This window comes from Altererythrobacter sp. MTPC7 (genome assembly GCF_042851395.1).
In the GTDB taxonomy this organism is placed as follows: domain Bacteria; phylum Pseudomonadota; class Alphaproteobacteria; order Sphingomonadales; family Sphingomonadaceae; genus CAJXSN01.
The window spans coordinates 34,452-51,162 of record NZ_BTGS01000012.1 but is presented as its reverse complement, the minus strand read 5'-3'; the positions used below and the strand labels follow the sequence as shown (position 1 = coordinate 51,162).

At 65.2% G+C, this 16,711-nt stretch carries 17 protein-coding genes and 1 pseudogene; 10 read left to right on the top strand and 8 right to left on the bottom strand.

Translation table 11 applies throughout. The features are described 5' to 3' along the window. The first annotated feature begins 100 nt into the window (after positions 1 to 100). The 3 genes from ACGHJ7_RS11290 to ACGHJ7_RS11280 are packed head-to-tail and all read left to right on the top strand — an operon-like array spanning position 101 to position 2,555. Positions 101 to 1,699 carry a long-chain fatty acid--CoA ligase gene (locus tag ACGHJ7_RS11290; protein WP_390477581.1) on the top strand — a complete coding sequence of 533 codons (1,599 nt, stop codon included), beginning with the start codon at positions 101 to 103 and terminating at the stop codon, positions 1,697 to 1,699. Between the two features lie 2 nt (positions 1,700 to 1,701). Then, positions 1,702 to 2,136: a DUF1330 domain-containing protein gene (locus ACGHJ7_RS11285; RefSeq protein ID WP_390477578.1), complete on the top strand. Its 435-nt coding sequence runs from the start codon at positions 1,702 to 1,704 to the stop codon at positions 2,134 to 2,136. Continuing rightward, entirely contained in the window at positions 2,133 to 2,555 is a 423-nt protein-coding gene (locus ACGHJ7_RS11280; RefSeq protein ID WP_390477576.1) for a hypothetical protein, read from the top strand. The genes ACGHJ7_RS11285 and ACGHJ7_RS11280 overlap by 4 nt, the downstream gene beginning before the upstream one ends. Here the strand turns inward: ACGHJ7_RS11280 and ACGHJ7_RS11275 are convergent. From ACGHJ7_RS11275 to ACGHJ7_RS11260, 4 genes are read right to left on the bottom strand one after another with little or no spacing between them, the layout of a single operon-like run. Then, the gene (locus ACGHJ7_RS11275) at positions 2,552 to 3,637 is read right to left on the bottom strand and encodes a PA0069 family radical SAM protein (protein ID WP_390477574.1); all 1,086 of its coding nucleotides are present in this window, start codon (positions 3,635 to 3,637) and stop codon (positions 2,552 to 2,554) included. The genes ACGHJ7_RS11280 and ACGHJ7_RS11275 overlap by 4 nt on opposite strands. 39 nt (positions 3,638 to 3,676) lie before the next feature. Next, the gene (moaB, locus tag ACGHJ7_RS11270; RefSeq protein WP_390477571.1) at positions 3,677 to 4,204 is read right to left on the bottom strand and encodes a molybdenum cofactor biosynthesis protein B; all 528 of its coding nucleotides are present in this window, start codon (positions 4,202 to 4,204) and stop codon (positions 3,677 to 3,679) included. Next, positions 4,204 to 5,979, bottom strand: a complete 1,776-nt coding sequence (locus tag ACGHJ7_RS11265; RefSeq protein ID WP_390477568.1) for a lytic transglycosylase domain-containing protein — start codon at positions 5,977 to 5,979, stop codon at positions 4,204 to 4,206. The genes moaB and ACGHJ7_RS11265 overlap by 1 nt, the downstream gene beginning before the upstream one ends. Then, positions 5,976 to 6,776, bottom strand: a complete 801-nt coding sequence (locus ACGHJ7_RS11260; protein WP_390477565.1) for a hypothetical protein — start codon at positions 6,774 to 6,776, stop codon at positions 5,976 to 5,978. The genes ACGHJ7_RS11265 and ACGHJ7_RS11260 overlap by 4 nt, the downstream gene beginning before the upstream one ends. Positions 6,777 to 6,887: 111 nt before the next feature. Here ACGHJ7_RS11260 and ACGHJ7_RS11255 point away from each other — a divergent pair, with 111 nt between their 5' ends. The 6 genes from ACGHJ7_RS11255 to ACGHJ7_RS11230 all read left to right on the top strand — a co-directional run bounded on the left by ACGHJ7_RS11255 (position 6,888) and on the right by ACGHJ7_RS11230 (position 13,707). Further along, positions 6,888 to 8,546: an electron transfer flavoprotein-ubiquinone oxidoreductase gene (locus ACGHJ7_RS11255; RefSeq protein WP_390477562.1), complete on the top strand. Its 1,659-nt coding sequence runs from the start codon at positions 6,888 to 6,890 to the stop codon at positions 8,544 to 8,546. A gap of 25 nt (positions 8,547 to 8,571) precedes the next feature. Then, positions 8,572 to 9,384 carry a 4-(cytidine 5'-diphospho)-2-C-methyl-D-erythritol kinase gene (locus ACGHJ7_RS11250; RefSeq protein WP_390477559.1) on the top strand — a complete coding sequence of 271 codons (813 nt, stop codon included), beginning with the start codon at positions 8,572 to 8,574 and terminating at the stop codon, positions 9,382 to 9,384. After that, positions 9,381 to 10,109, top strand: a complete 729-nt coding sequence (locus tag ACGHJ7_RS11245) for an N-formylglutamate amidohydrolase (RefSeq protein WP_390477556.1) — start codon at positions 9,381 to 9,383, stop codon at positions 10,107 to 10,109. Before ACGHJ7_RS11250 ends, ACGHJ7_RS11245 begins: the two co-directional genes overlap by 4 nt. 86 nt (positions 10,110 to 10,195) lie before the next feature. Continuing rightward, complete coding sequence (ilvD, locus tag ACGHJ7_RS11240; protein WP_390477553.1) at positions 10,196 to 11,917, top strand: dihydroxy-acid dehydratase; 1,722 nt, start codon at positions 10,196 to 10,198, stop codon at positions 11,915 to 11,917. Further along, a complete protein-coding gene (locus tag ACGHJ7_RS11235; protein ID WP_390477551.1) occupies positions 11,904 to 12,308 on the top strand; it encodes a hypothetical protein in 405 nt (134 codons plus the stop codon). The genes ilvD and ACGHJ7_RS11235 overlap by 14 nt, the downstream gene beginning before the upstream one ends. Next, positions 12,295 to 13,707 carry an NAD(P)H-hydrate epimerase gene (locus tag ACGHJ7_RS11230; protein WP_390477549.1) on the top strand — a complete coding sequence of 471 codons (1,413 nt, stop codon included), beginning with the start codon at positions 12,295 to 12,297 and terminating at the stop codon, positions 13,705 to 13,707. Before ACGHJ7_RS11235 ends, ACGHJ7_RS11230 begins: the two co-directional genes overlap by 14 nt. Here ACGHJ7_RS11230 and ACGHJ7_RS11225 read toward each other — a convergent pair. After that, positions 13,689 to 14,213 carry a hypothetical protein gene (locus tag ACGHJ7_RS11225; RefSeq protein WP_390477546.1) on the bottom strand — a complete coding sequence of 175 codons (525 nt, stop codon included), beginning with the start codon at positions 14,211 to 14,213 and terminating at the stop codon, positions 13,689 to 13,691. The two genes, ACGHJ7_RS11230 and ACGHJ7_RS11225, sit on opposite strands and share 19 nt — an antisense overlap. Here ACGHJ7_RS11225 and ACGHJ7_RS11220 point away from each other — a divergent pair. Then, positions 14,094 to 14,828: pseudogene (locus tag ACGHJ7_RS11220) on the top strand (class I SAM-dependent RNA methyltransferase); the annotation flags it as partial. The gene ACGHJ7_RS11225 and the pseudogene ACGHJ7_RS11220 overlap by 120 nt on opposite strands. 87 nt (positions 14,829 to 14,915) lie before the next feature. On the opposite strand, the gene ACGHJ7_RS11215 reads toward ACGHJ7_RS11220, so the two are convergent. Genes ACGHJ7_RS11215 through ACGHJ7_RS11205 form a run of 3 tightly spaced genes read right to left on the bottom strand, consistent with a single transcriptional unit; the run spans position 14,916 to position 16,708 of the window. Then, positions 14,916 to 15,704 carry a hydrolase 1, exosortase A system-associated gene (locus ACGHJ7_RS11215; RefSeq protein WP_390477543.1) on the bottom strand — a complete coding sequence of 263 codons (789 nt, stop codon included), beginning with the start codon at positions 15,702 to 15,704 and terminating at the stop codon, positions 14,916 to 14,918. Beyond that, positions 15,701 to 16,393, bottom strand: coding sequence for a hypothetical protein (locus ACGHJ7_RS11210; protein WP_390477542.1), 693 nt, complete (start codon positions 16,391 to 16,393; stop codon positions 15,701 to 15,703). Before ACGHJ7_RS11210 ends, ACGHJ7_RS11215 begins: the two co-directional genes overlap by 4 nt. A gap of 9 nt (positions 16,394 to 16,402) precedes the next feature. Next, a complete protein-coding gene (locus ACGHJ7_RS11205) occupies positions 16,403 to 16,708 on the bottom strand; it encodes a phosphopantetheine-binding protein (protein WP_390477539.1) in 306 nt (101 codons plus the stop codon). Between the last annotated feature and the right edge of the window lie 3 nt (positions 16,709 to 16,711).

The following is a 16,711-nucleotide window of genomic DNA, read 5'->3' as shown; positions in this document are numbered from 1 at the left end:
AGCGCCGCTTTAGCCTGCAGGCGGCGATTTTTCCTTGCGACCGCGCGCCCCTTTGCGCACTCCTGTTGCAAACAGAAACCCTTGGAGAGGAGAGCCGCCGATGTTGGGAGCGATGCAGGACTGGACCATGCGCGTGACGCATGTGATCGACCATGCCGCAAGGGAGAGCGGGACGCGCGAGATCGTCACGCGCTGGGCTGATGGCAGCGAGACACGGACCGATTGGGCGGGCATCCGCACCGACGCGCTGAAGATGGCGCAGGCGCTGGAAGCCTTGGGCCTGAAGCCGGGTGACAAGGTCGCCAGCCTCGCCATGAACCACTCGCGCCATCTCGTCAGCTGGTACGGCGTTGCCGGGATGGGCGGGGTCCTGCACACCGTGAACCCGCGCCTGTTCGAGGACCAGCTGGAATACATCGTCAATCACGCCGAGGACAGGGTGATGCTCTACGATGCGGCCTTCCAGCCCATCGTCGACATGATGCGGGACAAATGGACGACCGTTGAGCATTACATCTGCTTCGACAGCGGCGACCACTCGCAGAGCTTCGAGGACTGGATCGGCGCGCAGGACGGCAATTATGAGTGGGCCGGGGGCGGTGAAACCGACCCTTGCATGATCTGCTACACCAGCGGGACGACCGGCAATCCCAAGGGCGTGCAATACGAACACCGCAGCACGGTGCTACACGCAATGGCCGGCCTGCAACCGGCGGCCTTCAATTTCAGCGCGTCCAGCGTGATGCTGCCCGTCGTGCCGATGTTCCACGCGGCAAGCTGGGGCCTGCCCTATGCCGGCGCGATGGCGGGCATCAAGTTCGTGTTCTCCGCCGTGAACGATCCGGCGGTGCTGGACGAATTGATGAAGCGCGAAGGCGTGACCGACAGTGCGGGCGTGCCGACGGTCTGGCTCGCGCACTTCCAGTATTGCGACAAGGAAGGCGTGGACCTGCCGAAACTGAAGGCGGCGACCATCGGCGGTTCGGCCGCGCCCAAGTTCATGATCGAGCGGCTGATGAAGAACGGCACCCGCGTCCAGCACGCCTGGGGTATGACGGAGACCAGCCCCATCGGCACGGTCGGCGGCCCGACGCATGACTGGGACCAGCTCAGTTTCGAACAGCAGGTGGAGAAAACCGCGATGCAGGGCCGCCCCGTCTTCGGCGTGGAACTACGCACCGTCGATCTCGACGATTTCACGAAGGTCCTGCCGCGCGACGGCGAGACCAGCGGCGCCCTGCAGATCCGCGGGCCGTGGGTGGTGAAGCGCTATTTCAAGGCGGACGAGGACGCGGTGACGGCAGATGGCTGGTTCGACACCGGCGATGTCGGCATCCTCCACCCCGACGGCACGCTGCAGCTGACCGACCGGACAAAGGACGTCATCAAGTCGGGCGGCGAATGGATCAGCTCGGTCGAACTGGAAAACGCAGCCGTGGGCCATCCCGCGGTGGCAGAGGCGGCCTGTATCGGCATGGCGCATCCCAAGTGGGACGAGCGCCCCGTGCTGTTCGTGGTCAGGAAGGAAGGCGAGGATTGCACGGCGGAAAGCGTCGTCAATTTCCTGTCCGACAAGATTGCCAAGTGGTGGCTGCCCGACGCGGTCGAATTCGTCGACGACATCCCCCACACCGCGACGGGCAAGATCAGCAAGAAGGACCTGCGCGACCGGTTCGCCGATTACACTTTGGAGGCGTGACCATGGCCGAGCGTTACATCGATCCCTCGCCGGCGAACTTCCAGGCGTTCAAGGACCTGCCGCGCGACGAGCCGATCCACATGCTCAACCTACTGCGGTATCGTGAGCACGCGGAATATCCGGAAGGGCACGAGAACCACGGCAATGGCTGGACGGGCCGCCGCGCCTACGAGGAATATGGCAAGACCAGCGGCACGATCTTCCGCCGCGTCGGCGGGACGATCGTGTGGCGCGGCGCGTTCCAGACGGTGGTGACCGGGCCGGACACGATGCACTGGCACGACGGCTTCGTGGCCGAGTATCCGAATGCGGGCGCGTTCTTCGAGATGATCAAGGATGCGGACTACCAGCTGGCGGTGGTGAACCGGACCGCGGCGCTGGAGGACAGCCGGTTAGTGCGGTTCAAGCCGGGTGAGGGCGGGGACGGGTTTTCGTGATTCGCCTCGGAATATTTGGATTAGTGTTGCTTGCCGCTTGCTCTTTTCAAAGTGACGAGGAACGTGCAGCAAGATCGACGAATGATCAGACGTTCGAGGGGATCGCGATACTGGGTGCCTTCGAAGGTCAAGAATTCTTAATCTGCGAGCGTGGCGTATATGAAGATTGCCACGAATCTGCCGAAACGCGGTGCGACTTGAGAACGACCGGCAAGGCGTCTTCGGTCTTTAGCGATTTTCTCGAAAAGCGTAATTTGCAAGCGGAAGGGAGGGCCTCAATCCGTATGCGAGGGAAAGGGACCTATCAGACTGGAGGCATTTTTGGTCATTTGGGGGTCAATAACTGCCGCGTCGATTTTTTTGAGATAACGGCGATCGAAATGACCCGTGACCCCTTTGGCCCTCCTCCGCCTCCCTAAAACAACCGCATCTGCCCACCGACCTCCGGCCGGCGAAACTGCGTGCAGTCCAGCTCGAACTTCGACTTGCCGATCCCGGTGCGCTTGCAGGCCAGGCGGAATCTCGCGCGGAAAAGGTCGGCCCATACGCCGGTGGGTTTGAGGCGGCTGAAGAAACTGGGGTCGTTGTCCTTTCCGTCCCGGATAGAGCGGACGATGCTCATCACCTTGTCGCCGCGTTCGGGGTAGTGGACGCTGAGCCATTCGCGGAACAGCGGGGCGACTTCGTGGGGCAGGCGCAGGGGTATCCAGCCGACGCTGTCGACGCCCAGCGCGGCGACTCTCGCGACGAATTCCTCCATGAACTCGTCGGTTATGGCGGGAATGACCGGGGCGACCGAGCAATGGGTCGGCACGCCTGCCTCGGCCAGTTTCCCCAGCGCCGCCAGTCGCTTGGCCGGCGAGGCTGCGCGCGGTTCGAGCTTGCCCGACAGCTTCGGATCGAGGCTCGTCACGGAAATCGCCACTGCCACCAGCCGCCGCTCTGCCATGGCGCGTAGCAGGTCGAGATCGTCCAGCACGCGGTCGGACTTGGTGGTGATCGTCACCGGGTGGCGCGCATCGAGGCACACCTCCAGCACGGCGCGGGTGATGCGGTAATCGCGCTCGATCGGCTGGTAGGGATCGGTGTTCGTCCCCATGGCGATCGGGCGCGGGCGGTATTTCGGGCGGCTGAGCGTTTCGCGCAGCAACTTCGCCGCATCCGGCTTGGCGAACAGCTGCGTCTCGAAATCCAAGCCGGGCGAGAGGTCGTGATAGGCATGGGTCGGCCTGGCAAAGCAATAGACGCAGCCATGCTCGCACCCGCGATAGGCGTTGATCGAGCGGTCGAAGAAGATGTCAGGCGACTGGTTGAACGACAGGATCGACTTGGGCCGCTCCTGTGTCACACGCGTGCGGATTTTCGGCGGCGTCCCGTCGAGCAGCCCGACATGGTCGCGCCAGTCGCCGTCCGCTTCGCGAGTCGCTAGCCCGAACCGCGTCGGAACCGCAGAAGACTGAGCTCCTCGGCCGTGACGGACTGGTTCCTTCCTTTGCTCCATAAGCGGAACATAGAAAGAACATCGCTTGTAGGAAAGGGCCTAGCGTTCTCGCAGGCGCGGCATCAGGTCGACGAAATTGCAGGGCCGGTTGCGACTGTCGAGCTGTTCGGCGAGGATCATGTCCCAGCCATCCTTCACCGCGCCGTTCGATCCCGGCAGCGCGAAGATGTAGGTTCCCCGCGCCACGACAGCGCAGGCGCGGCTCTGGATCGTGCTGGTGCCGATCTTTTCATAGCTGAGCCAGCGGAACAGTTCGCCGAAGCCCGGAATATCGCGTGTCTTCACCTGCGCGAGCGCTTCGGGCGTGACATCCCTTCCGGTGAGGCCGGTTCCGCCGGTGGTGATGACCGCATCGATCTGTTCGCTGTCGATCCAGCGGTGGAGATGGGCGGTAATTTCCTCCGCATTGTCCCGGCTGATCTCGCGCGTGACGAGTTCATGGCCCGCTGCCTCTATCCGGTCTGCCAGGATGTCTCCCGAACTGTCGTCGGCCGCCGTGCGCGTGTCGGACACGGTCAGCAGGGCGATCCTTACCGGTTTGAACTTCTGGGCCGGATCGATGGCCATCAGTTGCGCCGCTCGCTCGCCTCGCCGAGCGCGAAGCTTGTGGAGGTCGCCGGGAAGGCAGGCCACTGGCCCTGCGCCAGCGCCGTGCGGGTCGGCGAGCGCGTGCCGGCCTGTCGTTCGTACATCCAGTAATTTCGCATCACGATGGAGACGTATCCGCGCGTTTCCCAATAGGGAATCGATTCCATGTAGAGCAGGGGGTCGTCCTGGTCGCGAACTTCGCTGTTCCAGCGCCCGATGGGGGAAAGCCCGGCATTGTAGGCAGCCATGATCTTGGGCAGCTTGCCCTGCGTGGCGCCGCTGTCGCGCAGCATTTCCAAGTGGCTCTGCCCGAAGGCGAGGTTGATTTCCGGGTTCGACAAATCACGCGCATCGCCGCGTACGCCGATCTTCCCCGCATGGTCCCGTGCTGCCGCAGGCATGATCTGCATTAGCCCGCGCGCCCCGGCGGGGCTGACGACCGCCGCACGGAAGTTCGATTCCTGCAAGGTGTGGGCATAGGCGAGGGCCGGGTCGACCTTCCATCCGTCGACCGGCTGCCAGCGCGGCGTAGGGAATCGAAGGGCAGGTTCGCGCTGTGCTCCCGAGGGGGCGTTGTGCGCCATCCAGAGCTGCGTCGCTGGCAGTCCCATTTCCCGCGCGAGGCGCGACAGGGACTGATATTGCGCAGGATCGCCGATACGGGCCTGGTGGCGCAGTACCTCGTCGGCGAGGTCTTCGCGGCCGATTTCTGCCAGGGCAACCGCGGTCCGGACATTGGAGACGGAGCGCAGGGACTGCCAATCGTCGCTGCCAAGGTCCGGCGTCGATCCGGCATCGGGCAGGGCCTGTCCCAGCGCTTCGCGCGCAAGCATGCCGTAAAGCGTTTCGTCCATCAGCGCCGCGCCGCGCAGCTGCTCGGCAGCCGCTTCGGGCTGGCGGCAGCGGACGAGCGCGCGCGAGGCCCAGTAATGGGCGGCGGCGGCCAGTTCGACATTGACTGCGCCGGCAGCGGAGCTGCGGAACGCATTGGCCGCGCTCTGGCAATCGCCCAAGCGCCATGCGGCAAGCCCTTGCACCCAGTCACCTTCTGCGACCCATGCGCCCGTCCCCTCGGCGACGGTCCGGGCCATCGCCATGGCGGCGGGATCGTTGTTCTCGATATAGTAGCTCCACGCGACACGCTGGCGCCATTCTGCGCGCGCGGCAGTGGAAAGCGATGCGTCGATACCGTCCAGGATCTGGCGCGCACCGTCGGGATCGTCGTTCTTGATCCGGTCCAGGATTGCGGAGCGGACGCTGCCGGGCATGGAGCCGTCCTCGACCGAACGGGGGCGCAGACGCTTGGACGCGTAGGGCTGACTGACGAAACCCTGCTCGCGAGGGAGATAGGGCGCGGACATCATGCCGCGTTTCAGGCCGAGGGCGCCGATGCGTTCAGCGTGGGGCAGGTTGGTGCCCGTTGCCAGCCATGATTGCAGCGCGGGCAGTTCGATACGCGGGCTGTTCGCGTGAAGGTAATATTCGGCCCTTGCGACATCGTGCAGCGGGCCATCGCCGCGCTGGGCCAGCAGGTTTTCCACCTCGCCCCAGCTTTCGCGGTCGATCGCCTGGAAGACGGAGCGGTAATATTGCTGTTCCGCATCGCTCAGCAATTGGGGCAGGTTGTTCGACACGCTCTTGGCGCGGAAATATTCGGCGCTCGTATTGGCCGCGGCGGGCATCGCGGTCGTGGCAGCGCAGGCGGCTGCAAGGCCTAGGGCGAGGGAGTGGATTGGGTTGCGGCGAGCAGTCATCGATTGTCTGTCCATTCGAGCCATTGTTGCCAGAACCGCTTCCGCTGTCCGGCACTTCTCAGGAGGGAGCCGAGTTCGGGAGCAGCCATTAACGGCACGCTGGTCCCTTCATGGTTAAAAATACGTAAATCGGCAGGGTCTTGCGCCGATTCGTGCGCGATGAGCGGCAGGATGCGGCGACCGAAGACCAGGATGCGCTCCGGCGCGGCCAGTGCGAGGTGGTGGCGGGCGATCTCGCCATGGCCCGCGGCGCGCAGATCGTCCCAGTCCGGCTGGATGACAGGGGCGGGGAGGACGGAGGCGATGTAGCAATCGCGGTCCTCAAGGCCCATGGCCCGCAGGATGGCGGATAGCAGCACACCGCGCTGCCCCTGGAGCAGTGTATCCGTGTCGCCTTGCTCCGGCTGCGGCACCAGCACGCACAGCCTTGCTCCGGCATCGCCGCGCGGCATGACCGGGGCCAGCACCGCGCCGGACAAGGATTTCTTTTCCTGCCCCCACCATTCGCGGAAATCGGCAAGACCGGTCGGCAATCCGCCATCTGGCCGGGCAACCGGGGCAGCCTGTGCAACCGTGATCCGGTCCCCGCCGACGAGCTTCCGGGGCGGCGGCGGCTTTTTACGGACCACCCGCTTTTCCGTTACGTCAGGAGCGGGTTTTGCCATGTCCGCGTCGAGCCAGCCGCGGCTTTCGTCCAGCGTATCGACAGTGACGCCGGCCAGCTTCCACCAGTCCAGCACGGCCTGTGCCTGGGCAAGCGCGTCGAGGCGTTCCTTGGGGGTGGAGGATGTTACCATGGCCGTTCGCAGGTCTTGACCTCAAGCAGTCCGGCAATCAAGGGTTTGTGCCAGAAAGCGCGCATGGGGAACACGGCTGTGCAGCGCACGCAGAGAAGGAAGATTTGAGCGATGAGCGGCGAGACTATCGAACGGGAATCCATGCCTTGCGACGTCGTGATCGTCGGCGGGGGCGTTGCCGGCCTCGCAGCGGCGATCCGGCTGAAGCAGATCGATGAGGAACTGGAAGTCGTCGTCCTTGAAAAAGGGTCGGAAATCGGCGCGCACATCCTGTCGGGCGCGGTCGTCGATCCCAAGGCGCTGGACGAGCTGCTGCCGGAATGGCGCGACATGGATTGCCCCCTGGCCGAAACGCCGGTGACCGAGAACTTGCACTGGGTCCTGCGCAAGAACGGCAAGTGGGACATGCCGCACATGATGCTGCCGCCCTTCATGTCGAACGACGGCAATTACACCTGTTCGCTGGGCAACCTGTCGCGCTGGATGGGCGAGCAGGCAGAGGCGCTGGGCGTCATGGTCTTCCCCGGCTTCCCCGCCAGCGAACCGATCTATGACGAGAACGGCGCGGTCACCGGCGTCCTGACGCAGGACATGGGCATTGCCGAAGACGGATCGCACAAGGGCGATTTCCAGCCGGGCATGGAAATCCTCGCGAAATACACGCTTTTCGCAGAAGGCGTGCGCGGCAACCTGACCAAGAAGCTGAAAAAGAAGTACGATCTCGAAGCCGATTGCCAGCCGCAGGTCTACGGCCTCGGCATCAAGGAATTGTGGGACATCGACCCGGCCAAGCACGAGCCAGGCAAGGTCATCCACACGCAGGGCTGGCCGCTGACCGAAAGCGACAGCTGGGGCGGCGGGTTCCTGTACCACCAGGCGAACGGGCAGGTTGCGCTCGGCTTCGTGACGGCGCTCGATTATTCGAACCCCTACGTATCGCCCTACCAGGAATTCCAGCGCTGGAAGACGCATCCCGACATTCGCGCCTTCCTCGAAGGCGGCAAGCGCGTGGCCTACGGCGCGCGTGCCATCAACGAGGGCGGCTGGCAGAGCGTGCCCAAGCTGGCCTTCCCCGGCGGCGCGCTGATCGGCTGTGCGGCAGGCTTCGTCAACGTGCCCCGGATCAAGGGCAGCCACACCGCCATGAAGAGCGGTATGCTGGCGGCGGAAAGCATCGCAGCGGCGATTGCGGCCGGCCATGAGCATACCGAGCTGATGGAATACGACGCCGCGGTCCGCGAAAGCTGGATCGCCAAGGAACTGAAGCTGGTCCAGAACGCGCAGCCCGCCGTCAGCAAGTTCGGCGGCGACATCGGCACGGTCATTGCCGGGGCCGACATGTGGATGCGCTATCTCAAGATCGGCCTGCCGATCGCGATGAAGCACAAGCCCGATCACGAGCACCTGCACCGCGCCGACCTGCACCAGCCCATCATCTATCCCAAGCCCGATGGCGAGCTGACCTTCGACCGTCTCACCTCGGTCAGCTTCAGCTACACCAATCATGCGGAGGACCAGCCGGTCCACCTGAAGGTATGCGACCGCGAATTGCAGCGGGAAAGCGAGCTGGGCGTCTATGCCGGCCCTTCCACGCGCTATTGCCCGGCGGGAGTGTACGAGTGGCTGATCGAGGAGGGGCAGGAGCCCAAGTTCCAGATCAATTCGCAGAACTGCGTCCACTGCAAGACTTGCGATATCAAGGACCCGAACCAGAACATCGAATGGACGACGCCGGAAGGCGGGGGCGGTCCGAACTATCCCAACATGTGATCGGCTGCGAACCCGGGGGTCTTCGGTGTCCGTGACCGAGACAGCCTATGCCAAGATCAACCTGGCGCTGCATGTGCGGCGGCGGCGTGATGACGGCTATCACAAGCTGGAGACCCTGTTCGCCTTCGTCGATGCGGGCGACGTGCTGACCGCCCGTCCGGCAGGGCAGGACACGCTGACCCAGCACGGCGAATTCGGCGACGCGATGGGCGCGTCTTTCGGAAACCTGGCGATGAAGGCGCTGTCGTCGCTTCCGCGGCCTGGCGGGATCGCGATCGGGCTGGAGAAGAACCTGCCGGTCGCTGCCGGGCTGGGTGGGGGCAGCGCCGATGCTGGCGCGGTGTTTCGCATCGTGCGCGAGATGCACGGACTGCCCGGCGACTGGGAACAGAGAGCCGCGAAACTCGGCGCGGACGTGCCCGCCTGCGTTCTGAGTCGGACGTGCATCGGGCGCGGTACCGGCACCGATCTCGAACAGGTGGACAGCGACCTCACCGGATGCGCGGCGCTGCTCGTCAATCCGCGCATCGAACTGGCCACCGGTCCCGTCTTCGCCGCATGGGACGGAAAGGATCGCGGAGCCATGCCGGAAGGGTCCGTCAGGCAGATCGCACTTGCAGGGCGCAACGACCTCGAAGCTCCGGCGATAGATCTTTGCCCGGCCATTTCGGACGTGCTGTCTGCCTTGCAGAAAACCGATCCGATGCTTGCCAGGATGTCGGGTTCGGGTGCGACGTGTTTTGCGCTATACGGCTCGGCCGAAGCGCGCGACATGGCGCAAGAGGACATAGCCAATCGCCATCCCGGATGGTGGACACTGTCAGGAAATCTCAGATGATCGACGATCTTCCCTATCGCCAGGTCGGCGAACCGGTTCCCGGGCGCATCGTGTGCGTGGCCGACCATTCGTCGAACTTCGTCCCGGCCGACGTGCCGCTGGGCATCCCGGTGGAACTGCTGGACACGCATATTGCGGTCGATCTGGGCGTGGAAGGCGTAGCCGACCGGCTGGCGCGCCGCCATGCCATCCCAGCGCATATCGCCACGGTCAGCCGTCTCGTTTGCGACTTGCACCGGCGCGAGGACGAGGAAGCGGTGGTTCCCTTCAGCAGCGACGGGCACACCATTCCCGGCAATATCGGTGCCGATATAGAAAAGCGTCTGGAACGGTTTCACCGGCCCTATCACGATGCGATGGCGAAGTGGCTCGATGCGGCGCGCCCCGAACTGATCGTCGCACTGCACAGCTTCACTCCCGCGCTCGAAACCAGCGACGAGGAGCGGCCATGGGAAGTGGCCTTGCTCTACAACCAGGACGATACCGCGGCCCTTCAGGCCATCCGCCTGTTCGAGGAGGAAGGGCTGGCGGTAGGCAACAACCAGCCCTATTCCGGCAAGCAGCTGAACGCCACGATGGACCGCCATGCAGAGGCGCATGGCAGGCCCTATCTTACCATCGAGATCCGGCAGGACCTTCTCGCAACAGAGGCGGGGCAGGCACGCTGGGCGGCGCTGGTCGCGGATATCGCCAACCGGACGGCGCTGGCGCTGAAGGGCGGGTAGGGTCGCGTTTGCTTTGCCCCAAGCTTTCCTGCGCTTGACCGCCTGCGCCAGCCGCGCAAGGACGGGCGCGACACAAGGAAAGCGCGATGACTGCCAAATTCGATAAAGCCAACCTGCCCAGCCGCCATGTCTCCGTGGGGCCGGAGCGTGCGCCCCACCGGTCCTATTACTACGCCATGGGCCTCACCGAGGAAGAGATCGCGCGTCCCTTCGTGGGCGTGGCGAGTGCGGGGAACGACAGCGCGCCGTGCAACACGACGCTGGATGCGCAGGCCGATGTCTGCCGCACCGGCGTGGAACAGGGCGGCGGGATGCCTCGGCGTTTCAACACGATCACCGTGACGGACGGTATCGCGATGGGTCACCAGGGCATGAAAAGCTCGCTGGTCAGCCGCGAGGTCATCGCCGACTCGGTCGAGCTTTCGGTGCGCGGACATTGCTACGATGCGCTGGTCGGCTTTGCCGGATGCGACAAGAGCCTGCCCGGCATGATGATGTCCATGCTGCGCCTGAACGTGCCCAGCATCTTCGTCTATGGCGGTTCGATCCTGCCCGGAACCTATCGCGGGGAAGACGTGACGGTGGTGGACGTGTTCGAAGCGGTCGGCCAGCACGCCGCGGGCAATTGTCCGCTCAAGGACCTGACGGCGCTGGAGAAAGTCGCCTGCCCCGGCCACGGTGCCTGCGGCGGCCAGTTCACGGCCAACACCATGGCCTGCGTGGGCGAGGCGATCGGCCTGTCGCTCCCGAACAGCAACATGGCCCCGGCGCCCAACCGCTCGCGCGAAGAGGTCGCCATCGCGGCGGGACGTCAGGTCATGACCCTGCTGGAGAAAAACCTGCGCCCGCGTGACATCTGCACCCGTGCTGCATTCGAAAATGCCGCCCGCGTCGTGGCGGCCACGGGCGGATCGACCAATGCCGCGCTCCACCTGCCGGCCATGGCGAACGAGGCAGGGATCGATTTCGACCTGTTCGACGTCGCGGAAATGTTCAAGTCGACGCCCTATATCGCCGACCTGAAGCCGGGCGGGAAATACGTCGCCAAGGACATGCACGAGGCGGGCGGTGTCTACATGGCGATGAAGACCCTGCTCGATGGCGGCTTCCTCGATCCCGAACCGATGACGGTGACGGGCAAGACGCTGGGCGAGAATATCGACGAGATCACGTGGAACCCCGATCAGAAGGTGTTCTACGACGTAAAGAACCCGATTACGCCCACGGGCGGCGTCGTCGGCCTCAAGGGTTCGCTCGCCCCCGAAGGCGCCATCGTGAAAGTGGCGGGTATGGAACGGCTGGAGTTTACCGGCCCCGCACAGGTTTTCGAATGCGAGGAAGACGCGTTCGCTGCGGTCGAGGCGCGCCAGATCAACGAAGGCAGCGTGGTCGTCATCCGCAATGAGGGGCCTAAGGGCGGTCCGGGAATGCGCGAAATGCTGTCTACCACCGCCGCGCTGTACGGACAAGGCATGGGCGAGAAGGTCGCGCTCATCACCGATGGCCGTTTCTCGGGCGCGACCCGTGGTTTCTGTATCGGTCATGTCGGTCCCGAAGCGGCCGAGGGCGGCCCTATCGGGCTGGTCCGCGACGGCGACATGATAGCCATCGATGCGGTGAAAGGCACGATCGATCTGCTGGTCGACGATGCGGACCTTGCCGACCGGCGCAAGGACTGGAAGCCGCATGGCAATGATTACGGGTCCGGCGCACTCTGGCGGTTCGCACAGAATGTCGGCCCCGCCTACAAGGGCGCGGTGACCCATCCGGGCGGAGCGGCCGAAAGCCACGTTTATGCGGACATCTAGCGCGGCGGCACCTCTTTCCTTTGCTGCCCTGCTGGCGGCATGCGGAGGTGATGCGCCTGCGCCTGCGCCGGCGCCCGATCCGGCCGCGCGGGAAGATGCAGAGGTCGTGCCATGCGCAATTGGCGCGGGCAGTGAATTCGCCGCCGATTGCCCGGTCGAGCGGATTGCGATCGATGGCGAGGATGTCCTCGTCGTCCACCACCCGGGCGGAGGATTTCGCCGCTTCGCACTGGCATCCGACGGGAGCGGAATGACAGCTTACGACGGTGCCGACGAAGCGCGCCGCTCGCTCGACGGCGATTATCTCCTCGTCGAGATCGGCTTGGAAAAATACCGCTTCCCGGCGCGTCCCCTTGGCGGGGTGCAGGAAAATGCCGATGGCGGCTCCTGACCGAATCCTGAGCATTTCTGCCGTGAAAGCGGCGGAGCAAGCGCTCTTCGAAGCAGGGCTTCCCGAATACGAGTTGATGGTCCGGGCGGGAGAGGCCGCCGCGCAGTGGGTCTGGCGGGTTTCTGCCGGTGGCCGTGTCACGATCCTGTGCGGACCCGGAAACAATGGCGGCGACGGTTATGTCATCGCGCGCTGGCTGCATGCACGCGGGGCGGACGTGGCGGTCGTCGCCGCGATGGAGCCGAAGACGGCGAGTGCCCGCGAGGCACGTGCGGATTACAAGGGCGAAGTCCTGCCGACGGACACCGGAAGGGCGGGTGGCACCTTCGTCGATTGCCTGTTCGGTTACGGCCAGGATCGTCCCTTGTCCGGCGATCTTTTCGCGGTCTTGGAAGGACTGCGTGAACGCCATGACCGGTCGATCGCGGTAGACCTTCCCTCCGGCGTGTCCAGCGACCGTGCCAAGCTGTTGAATGACATAAGGCCCCATGACGTCACACTGGCGCTCGGCGCGTGGAAATGGGCGCACTGGGCGATGCCGGCCTCTGCGGTGATGGGGCAGCGCAGGCTCGTCGATATCGGCCTTTCCGCAGGCGACAATACAGCGACGCTGATCACGAAGCCCGTTCTCGGCCCGCCGCCGCCCGATGCACACAAATATTCACGCGGCCTCGTCGCCGTCGTCGCAGGCGAAATGCCGGGCGCCTGCGCGCTGACTGCCAGAGCGGCCCAGCATGGCGGGGCGGGCTATGTGAAAGTCTTGAGCGAGAAGCCCATGCCGCCTCTGCCCGACAACATCGTGATCGATGCAAGCCCGCTGGCCGAAGCTCTGGCGGACGAGAGGATCGACGCCGTCGTGGTCGGCCCCGGTTTCGGGCGAAGCCGGGACGCGGCGGAGCGGCTGGGCACGGTCTTGAACGCTCGCTCTGATGCCGCGCTGGTGATCGATGCCGATGCGCTGCACCTGCTGTCCCCGGAACCCTCGGATTTCGGAGATCGCCCGGTAGTCCTGACGCCCCACGAGGGGGAATTGTCTGCGCTGGAGAAGGCTTTTGGAGAGGCTCAAGAGCAAGGCCCGGCACCCGCGAAGTTGGACAAGGCACGGAACATCGCGGCGAAAACAGGTGCGATCGTCGCCGCGAAGGGAGCGGACACGATCGTTGCAGGCACCGATAGCGCGATGATTGCCCCGCCAGCGCCCAGCTGGCTTTCCACCGCCGGGACGGGCGACGTGCTGGCGGGCCTCGTCGGCAGCCGCCTTGCGACCGGGCGCGCGCCGATGGACGCGGCTGCCGAAGCGATCTGGCTTCATTCGGAGGCGGCGAGACGGGCGGGACCGGTATTCTCCGCAGACGGGCTGGTCGAATGCCTGCCGGACGCCTACGCGAGCGCGCGATGAACGAAGAGAACCCGATAATCCGGATCGCCGCACGCGGCGACGGCGTGACTGCGGACGGGAAGCACGTGCCCGGCGGCGTGACGGGCGACAGCCTTGCAGCCGACGGCTCGCTGGTGAAGGGGCCCTATCATGTGGAGCCGCCATGCCGCCACTTCCCGAAATGCGGTGCGTGCCAGTTGCAGCACGTGGGCGAAGACGCGCTGGCCGCCTTCGTGCGCGACCGCGTCGTGCTGGCGGCAGAGGGGCAGGGCCTGACGCCCAAAACCATCGCGCCGACGCATCTTTCTCTTCCGCGCACCCGCAGGCGCGCCACGCTGCATTTCCAGCGCGTGGGGAAGCGGATCGTCATCGGCTTCCGCGAGGAACGCTCGCACCGCATCGTCGACATGACCGAATGCCACGTCCTGCTGCCGGAACTTTTCGCCCAGGTCTCGGCAGCGCGGAAACTGCTTGCCAGCTGGCCTCAGGCGAAGGCCGGGGAACTCGGCCTGACGCAGGTCGACCAAGGCGTCGACATGAGCATCGGCGGGGCGGCGCCCGAAGGGCTGGAACAGACCGAAGGCCTGCTCGACTTCGCGCGGGCCCAGGGTCTAGCCCGGCTCAGTGTCGATCACGGCTTCGGCGCGGAACCGGTCTGGGAACCGGAGCCGGTGACCGTCCGCCTCGGCGGCGTTCCAGTGCCGTACCCCGCCGGCGCGTTCCTGCAGGCGACGCAGGACGGGGAGGCGGCGCTCGTCGCGGCAGCGCGGGAATGGACCGAAGGCTGTGACCGGGTTGCGGACCTGTTTGCCGGGCTGGGAACGTTCGGCTTTGCTCTGGCCGGACGCAGCCACGTGACGGCGGTCGAGGCCGCGCGGTCCGCGATCCTCGCCGCGACCGGACCTGCAAGGCGTGTCTCCGGCTCGCTGGACTTTTCGCACCGTGACCTGTTCCGCAATCCACTGGATGCTCGCGAATGCGGAGCCTTCGATGCCATCCTCTTGGACCCGCCGCGCGCCGGTGCGAAGGAGCAGATGGCGCGCATCGCCGAAAGCGTGGCCACGCGTGTGGTCTATGTCAGCTGCAATCCTGCCAGCTGGGCGAAGGACGCACGCTCTCTGGTAGAAGCGGGTTTCGCCTTGCAGGAAGTGCGCCCGGTCGGCCAGTTCCGGTGGAGCACCCATGTCGAACTGGCTAGCCTGTTCGTGCGCCAGGCCAGGGCAGGGCGCTCAAGCAGCGCGCAAGGCCTCCAGCACCTGTGCGCGGTACCATTCGCTTGCATCTGCCCCGGCAAAGGCGTGGGAGGCACTTTCGCAAGTGTGGATGCGCTGGTCGTCCTGCGGCCAGGTGGCGGCGAATATTTGCGCCGTGCGGTCGGTGCCTGCCAGCAGGAAACGAACCTGCCCGTCATAGCCTTCGATGCCAGCCCGCATCCGCTCGGCAAGCCCGGTCGGCGCAGGTGCCTTGCCCATCGATTTGCGGAGTCCGCCAACCAGCTTGCGCAGGTTCACGCCGCCACTGACCAGCCGCACGACTTCTCGCGGGTTCTTCAGCTTCGCGATGTAGCGCGCGCGGATCGCATCGGGCGGCGGCGCTGCGGCGTCCTGCCCGTCGCCATCCTCTATCGTCCAGGGGTTGGACAGGACCAGTCCGTCGCACCCGGCACCGCCTGCCAGCATCAGCGCGCTCGCAGCATCGCAATTGCCGAGGCCCACCACCTTTTCCATGGTCGGGACGATGGCGCGAAAGGCTTCGAGGGCAGCGCTAATGTCCTTTGCGCTTTTCTCGAACCCGCGATTTTTCCCTTCGCTGTCCCCGATGCCGCGACGGTCGAAACGGAACACTGGGAAACCGGCCGCAGAAATATCTGCAGCAAGCCCGGCCTGGCCCGAAAATGCACCGGAGCGGATCTCGTTACCGCCGCTCACCAGAAGAAGCCCGGTCTTGGCCGGCGCCGTGTCCAGCGTCGCGCCGAGCCGGGATTTGCCGCAGGCAAAGGTCAGGTGAAGCCGGTTCACGCCGTTCGCCCTGCAATGCCGAGCGATGTCGATAGTTGGCCTGCCAGCGCGTCCGCCTGTTCGGCATCCCTGTCCGGCTCGGCTCTAAGCCAGAGCGGCGTCCCGCCAAGGGCGGCATGTTCGATTAGGGACAGGGTTTCTGGCGCCGGTTTCTGGGATTCCTCGAGGTCTCGGACCATCTGCGGCCCCAGCGACCAGCCTGCCAGTTCGAGGCCTTGGGTACGCCCGGTGCCGAGAAGCGCTTCGCTGCTTTCTTCGCGTCCTTGCTCGCGTGCTGCAATCATGCGGGCCCGGATCATGGAGCGGAGCAATTGCTTGCCTGCGACCGCGCCATAAAGCCATCCGGGATAACCGCCGGGGGCAAGCAGGCCGCCTCCGCGCACCGCCAGCACGTGGGTCGCGCGCCAGTGCTTCGCCGCCGCCTCGATGGCCGTGCGCCAGCTACCCAGCGACTGGTCCTGCAGGGGTTCGAGGCTTTCATTGCCGCCGGGCAAGTCGGGCAGGATGCTGTCGAGACCGGCCTGATCGAGCCTCTGCATCACCTCGACCAGCTGATGGCGCATCTTGTTATGTTCATCGAACAGCGGCGCCAGCACGAGGATGCGCCGCTTCCGGTCCTGATCGAAAACGCGAGCATTTTCCTGCGCCGTCTTGCCGCCCGGCAGCGGGCAGGGCCATGACGCGAACATGGCGTAGACCTAGCTTTCGGCCACTTTTGCTTCGGTGAATGCGAGCAGCCCGCCATAGGTTTCGAGCATCTCACCATCGACGTCGTCATCCTCGATTACGATGTCCAGCCGGTCTTCCATTTCGGTGAGAAGACCTGCGACCGCCATGGAATCCAATTCGGGAAGGTGTCCGAACAGGCCGGTATCGGCGTCGAAATCGTCGACTTCGTCCGTGTCGAGGCCGAGCACGTCGCACAGGATCTGTCGCAGATCGCGGTCGATGGATGCACGGCTGCGCAACGAATTGTCGGTCGCGGGGACCCCCTGTCCGGTCATGAT

What these genes read in the sequence shown, in the direction of transcription:
- ACGHJ7_RS11275 (WP_390477574.1), bottom strand. Translation starts at nt 3,637, where the DNA reads ATGGAGCAAAGGAAGGAACCAGTCCGTCACGGCCGAGGAGCTCAGTCT.
- ACGHJ7_RS11205 (WP_390477539.1), bottom strand. Translation starts at nt 16,708, where the DNA reads ATGACCGGACAGGGGGTCCCCGCGACCGACAATTCGTTGCGCAGCCGT.
- ACGHJ7_RS11255 (WP_390477562.1), top strand. Translation starts at nt 6,888, where the DNA reads ATGAGCGGCGAGACTATCGAACGGGAATCCATGCCTTGCGACGTCGTG.
- ACGHJ7_RS11210 (WP_390477542.1), bottom strand. Translation starts at nt 16,393, where the DNA reads ATGTTCGCGTCATGGCCCTGCCCGCTGCCGGGCGGCAAGACGGCGCAG.
- ACGHJ7_RS11265 (WP_390477568.1), bottom strand. Translation starts at nt 5,979, where the DNA reads ATGACTGCTCGCCGCAACCCAATCCACTCCCTCGCCCTAGGCCTTGCA.
- moaB (WP_390477571.1), bottom strand. Translation starts at nt 4,204, where the DNA reads ATGGCCATCGATCCGGCCCAGAAGTTCAAACCGGTAAGGATCGCCCTG.
- ACGHJ7_RS11260 (WP_390477565.1), bottom strand. Translation starts at nt 6,776, where the DNA reads ATGGTAACATCCTCCACCCCCAAGGAACGCCTCGACGCGCTTGCCCAG.
- ACGHJ7_RS11245 (WP_390477556.1), top strand. Translation starts at nt 9,381, where the DNA reads ATGATCGACGATCTTCCCTATCGCCAGGTCGGCGAACCGGTTCCCGGG.
- ACGHJ7_RS11285 (WP_390477578.1), top strand. Translation starts at nt 1,702, where the DNA reads ATGGCCGAGCGTTACATCGATCCCTCGCCGGCGAACTTCCAGGCGTTC.
- ACGHJ7_RS11230 (WP_390477549.1), top strand. Translation starts at nt 12,295, where the DNA reads ATGGCGGCTCCTGACCGAATCCTGAGCATTTCTGCCGTGAAAGCGGCG.
- ACGHJ7_RS11235 (WP_390477551.1), top strand. Translation starts at nt 11,904, where the DNA reads ATGCGGACATCTAGCGCGGCGGCACCTCTTTCCTTTGCTGCCCTGCTG.
- ACGHJ7_RS11290 (WP_390477581.1), top strand. Translation starts at nt 101, where the DNA reads ATGTTGGGAGCGATGCAGGACTGGACCATGCGCGTGACGCATGTGATC.
- ilvD (WP_390477553.1), top strand. Translation starts at nt 10,196, where the DNA reads ATGACTGCCAAATTCGATAAAGCCAACCTGCCCAGCCGCCATGTCTCC.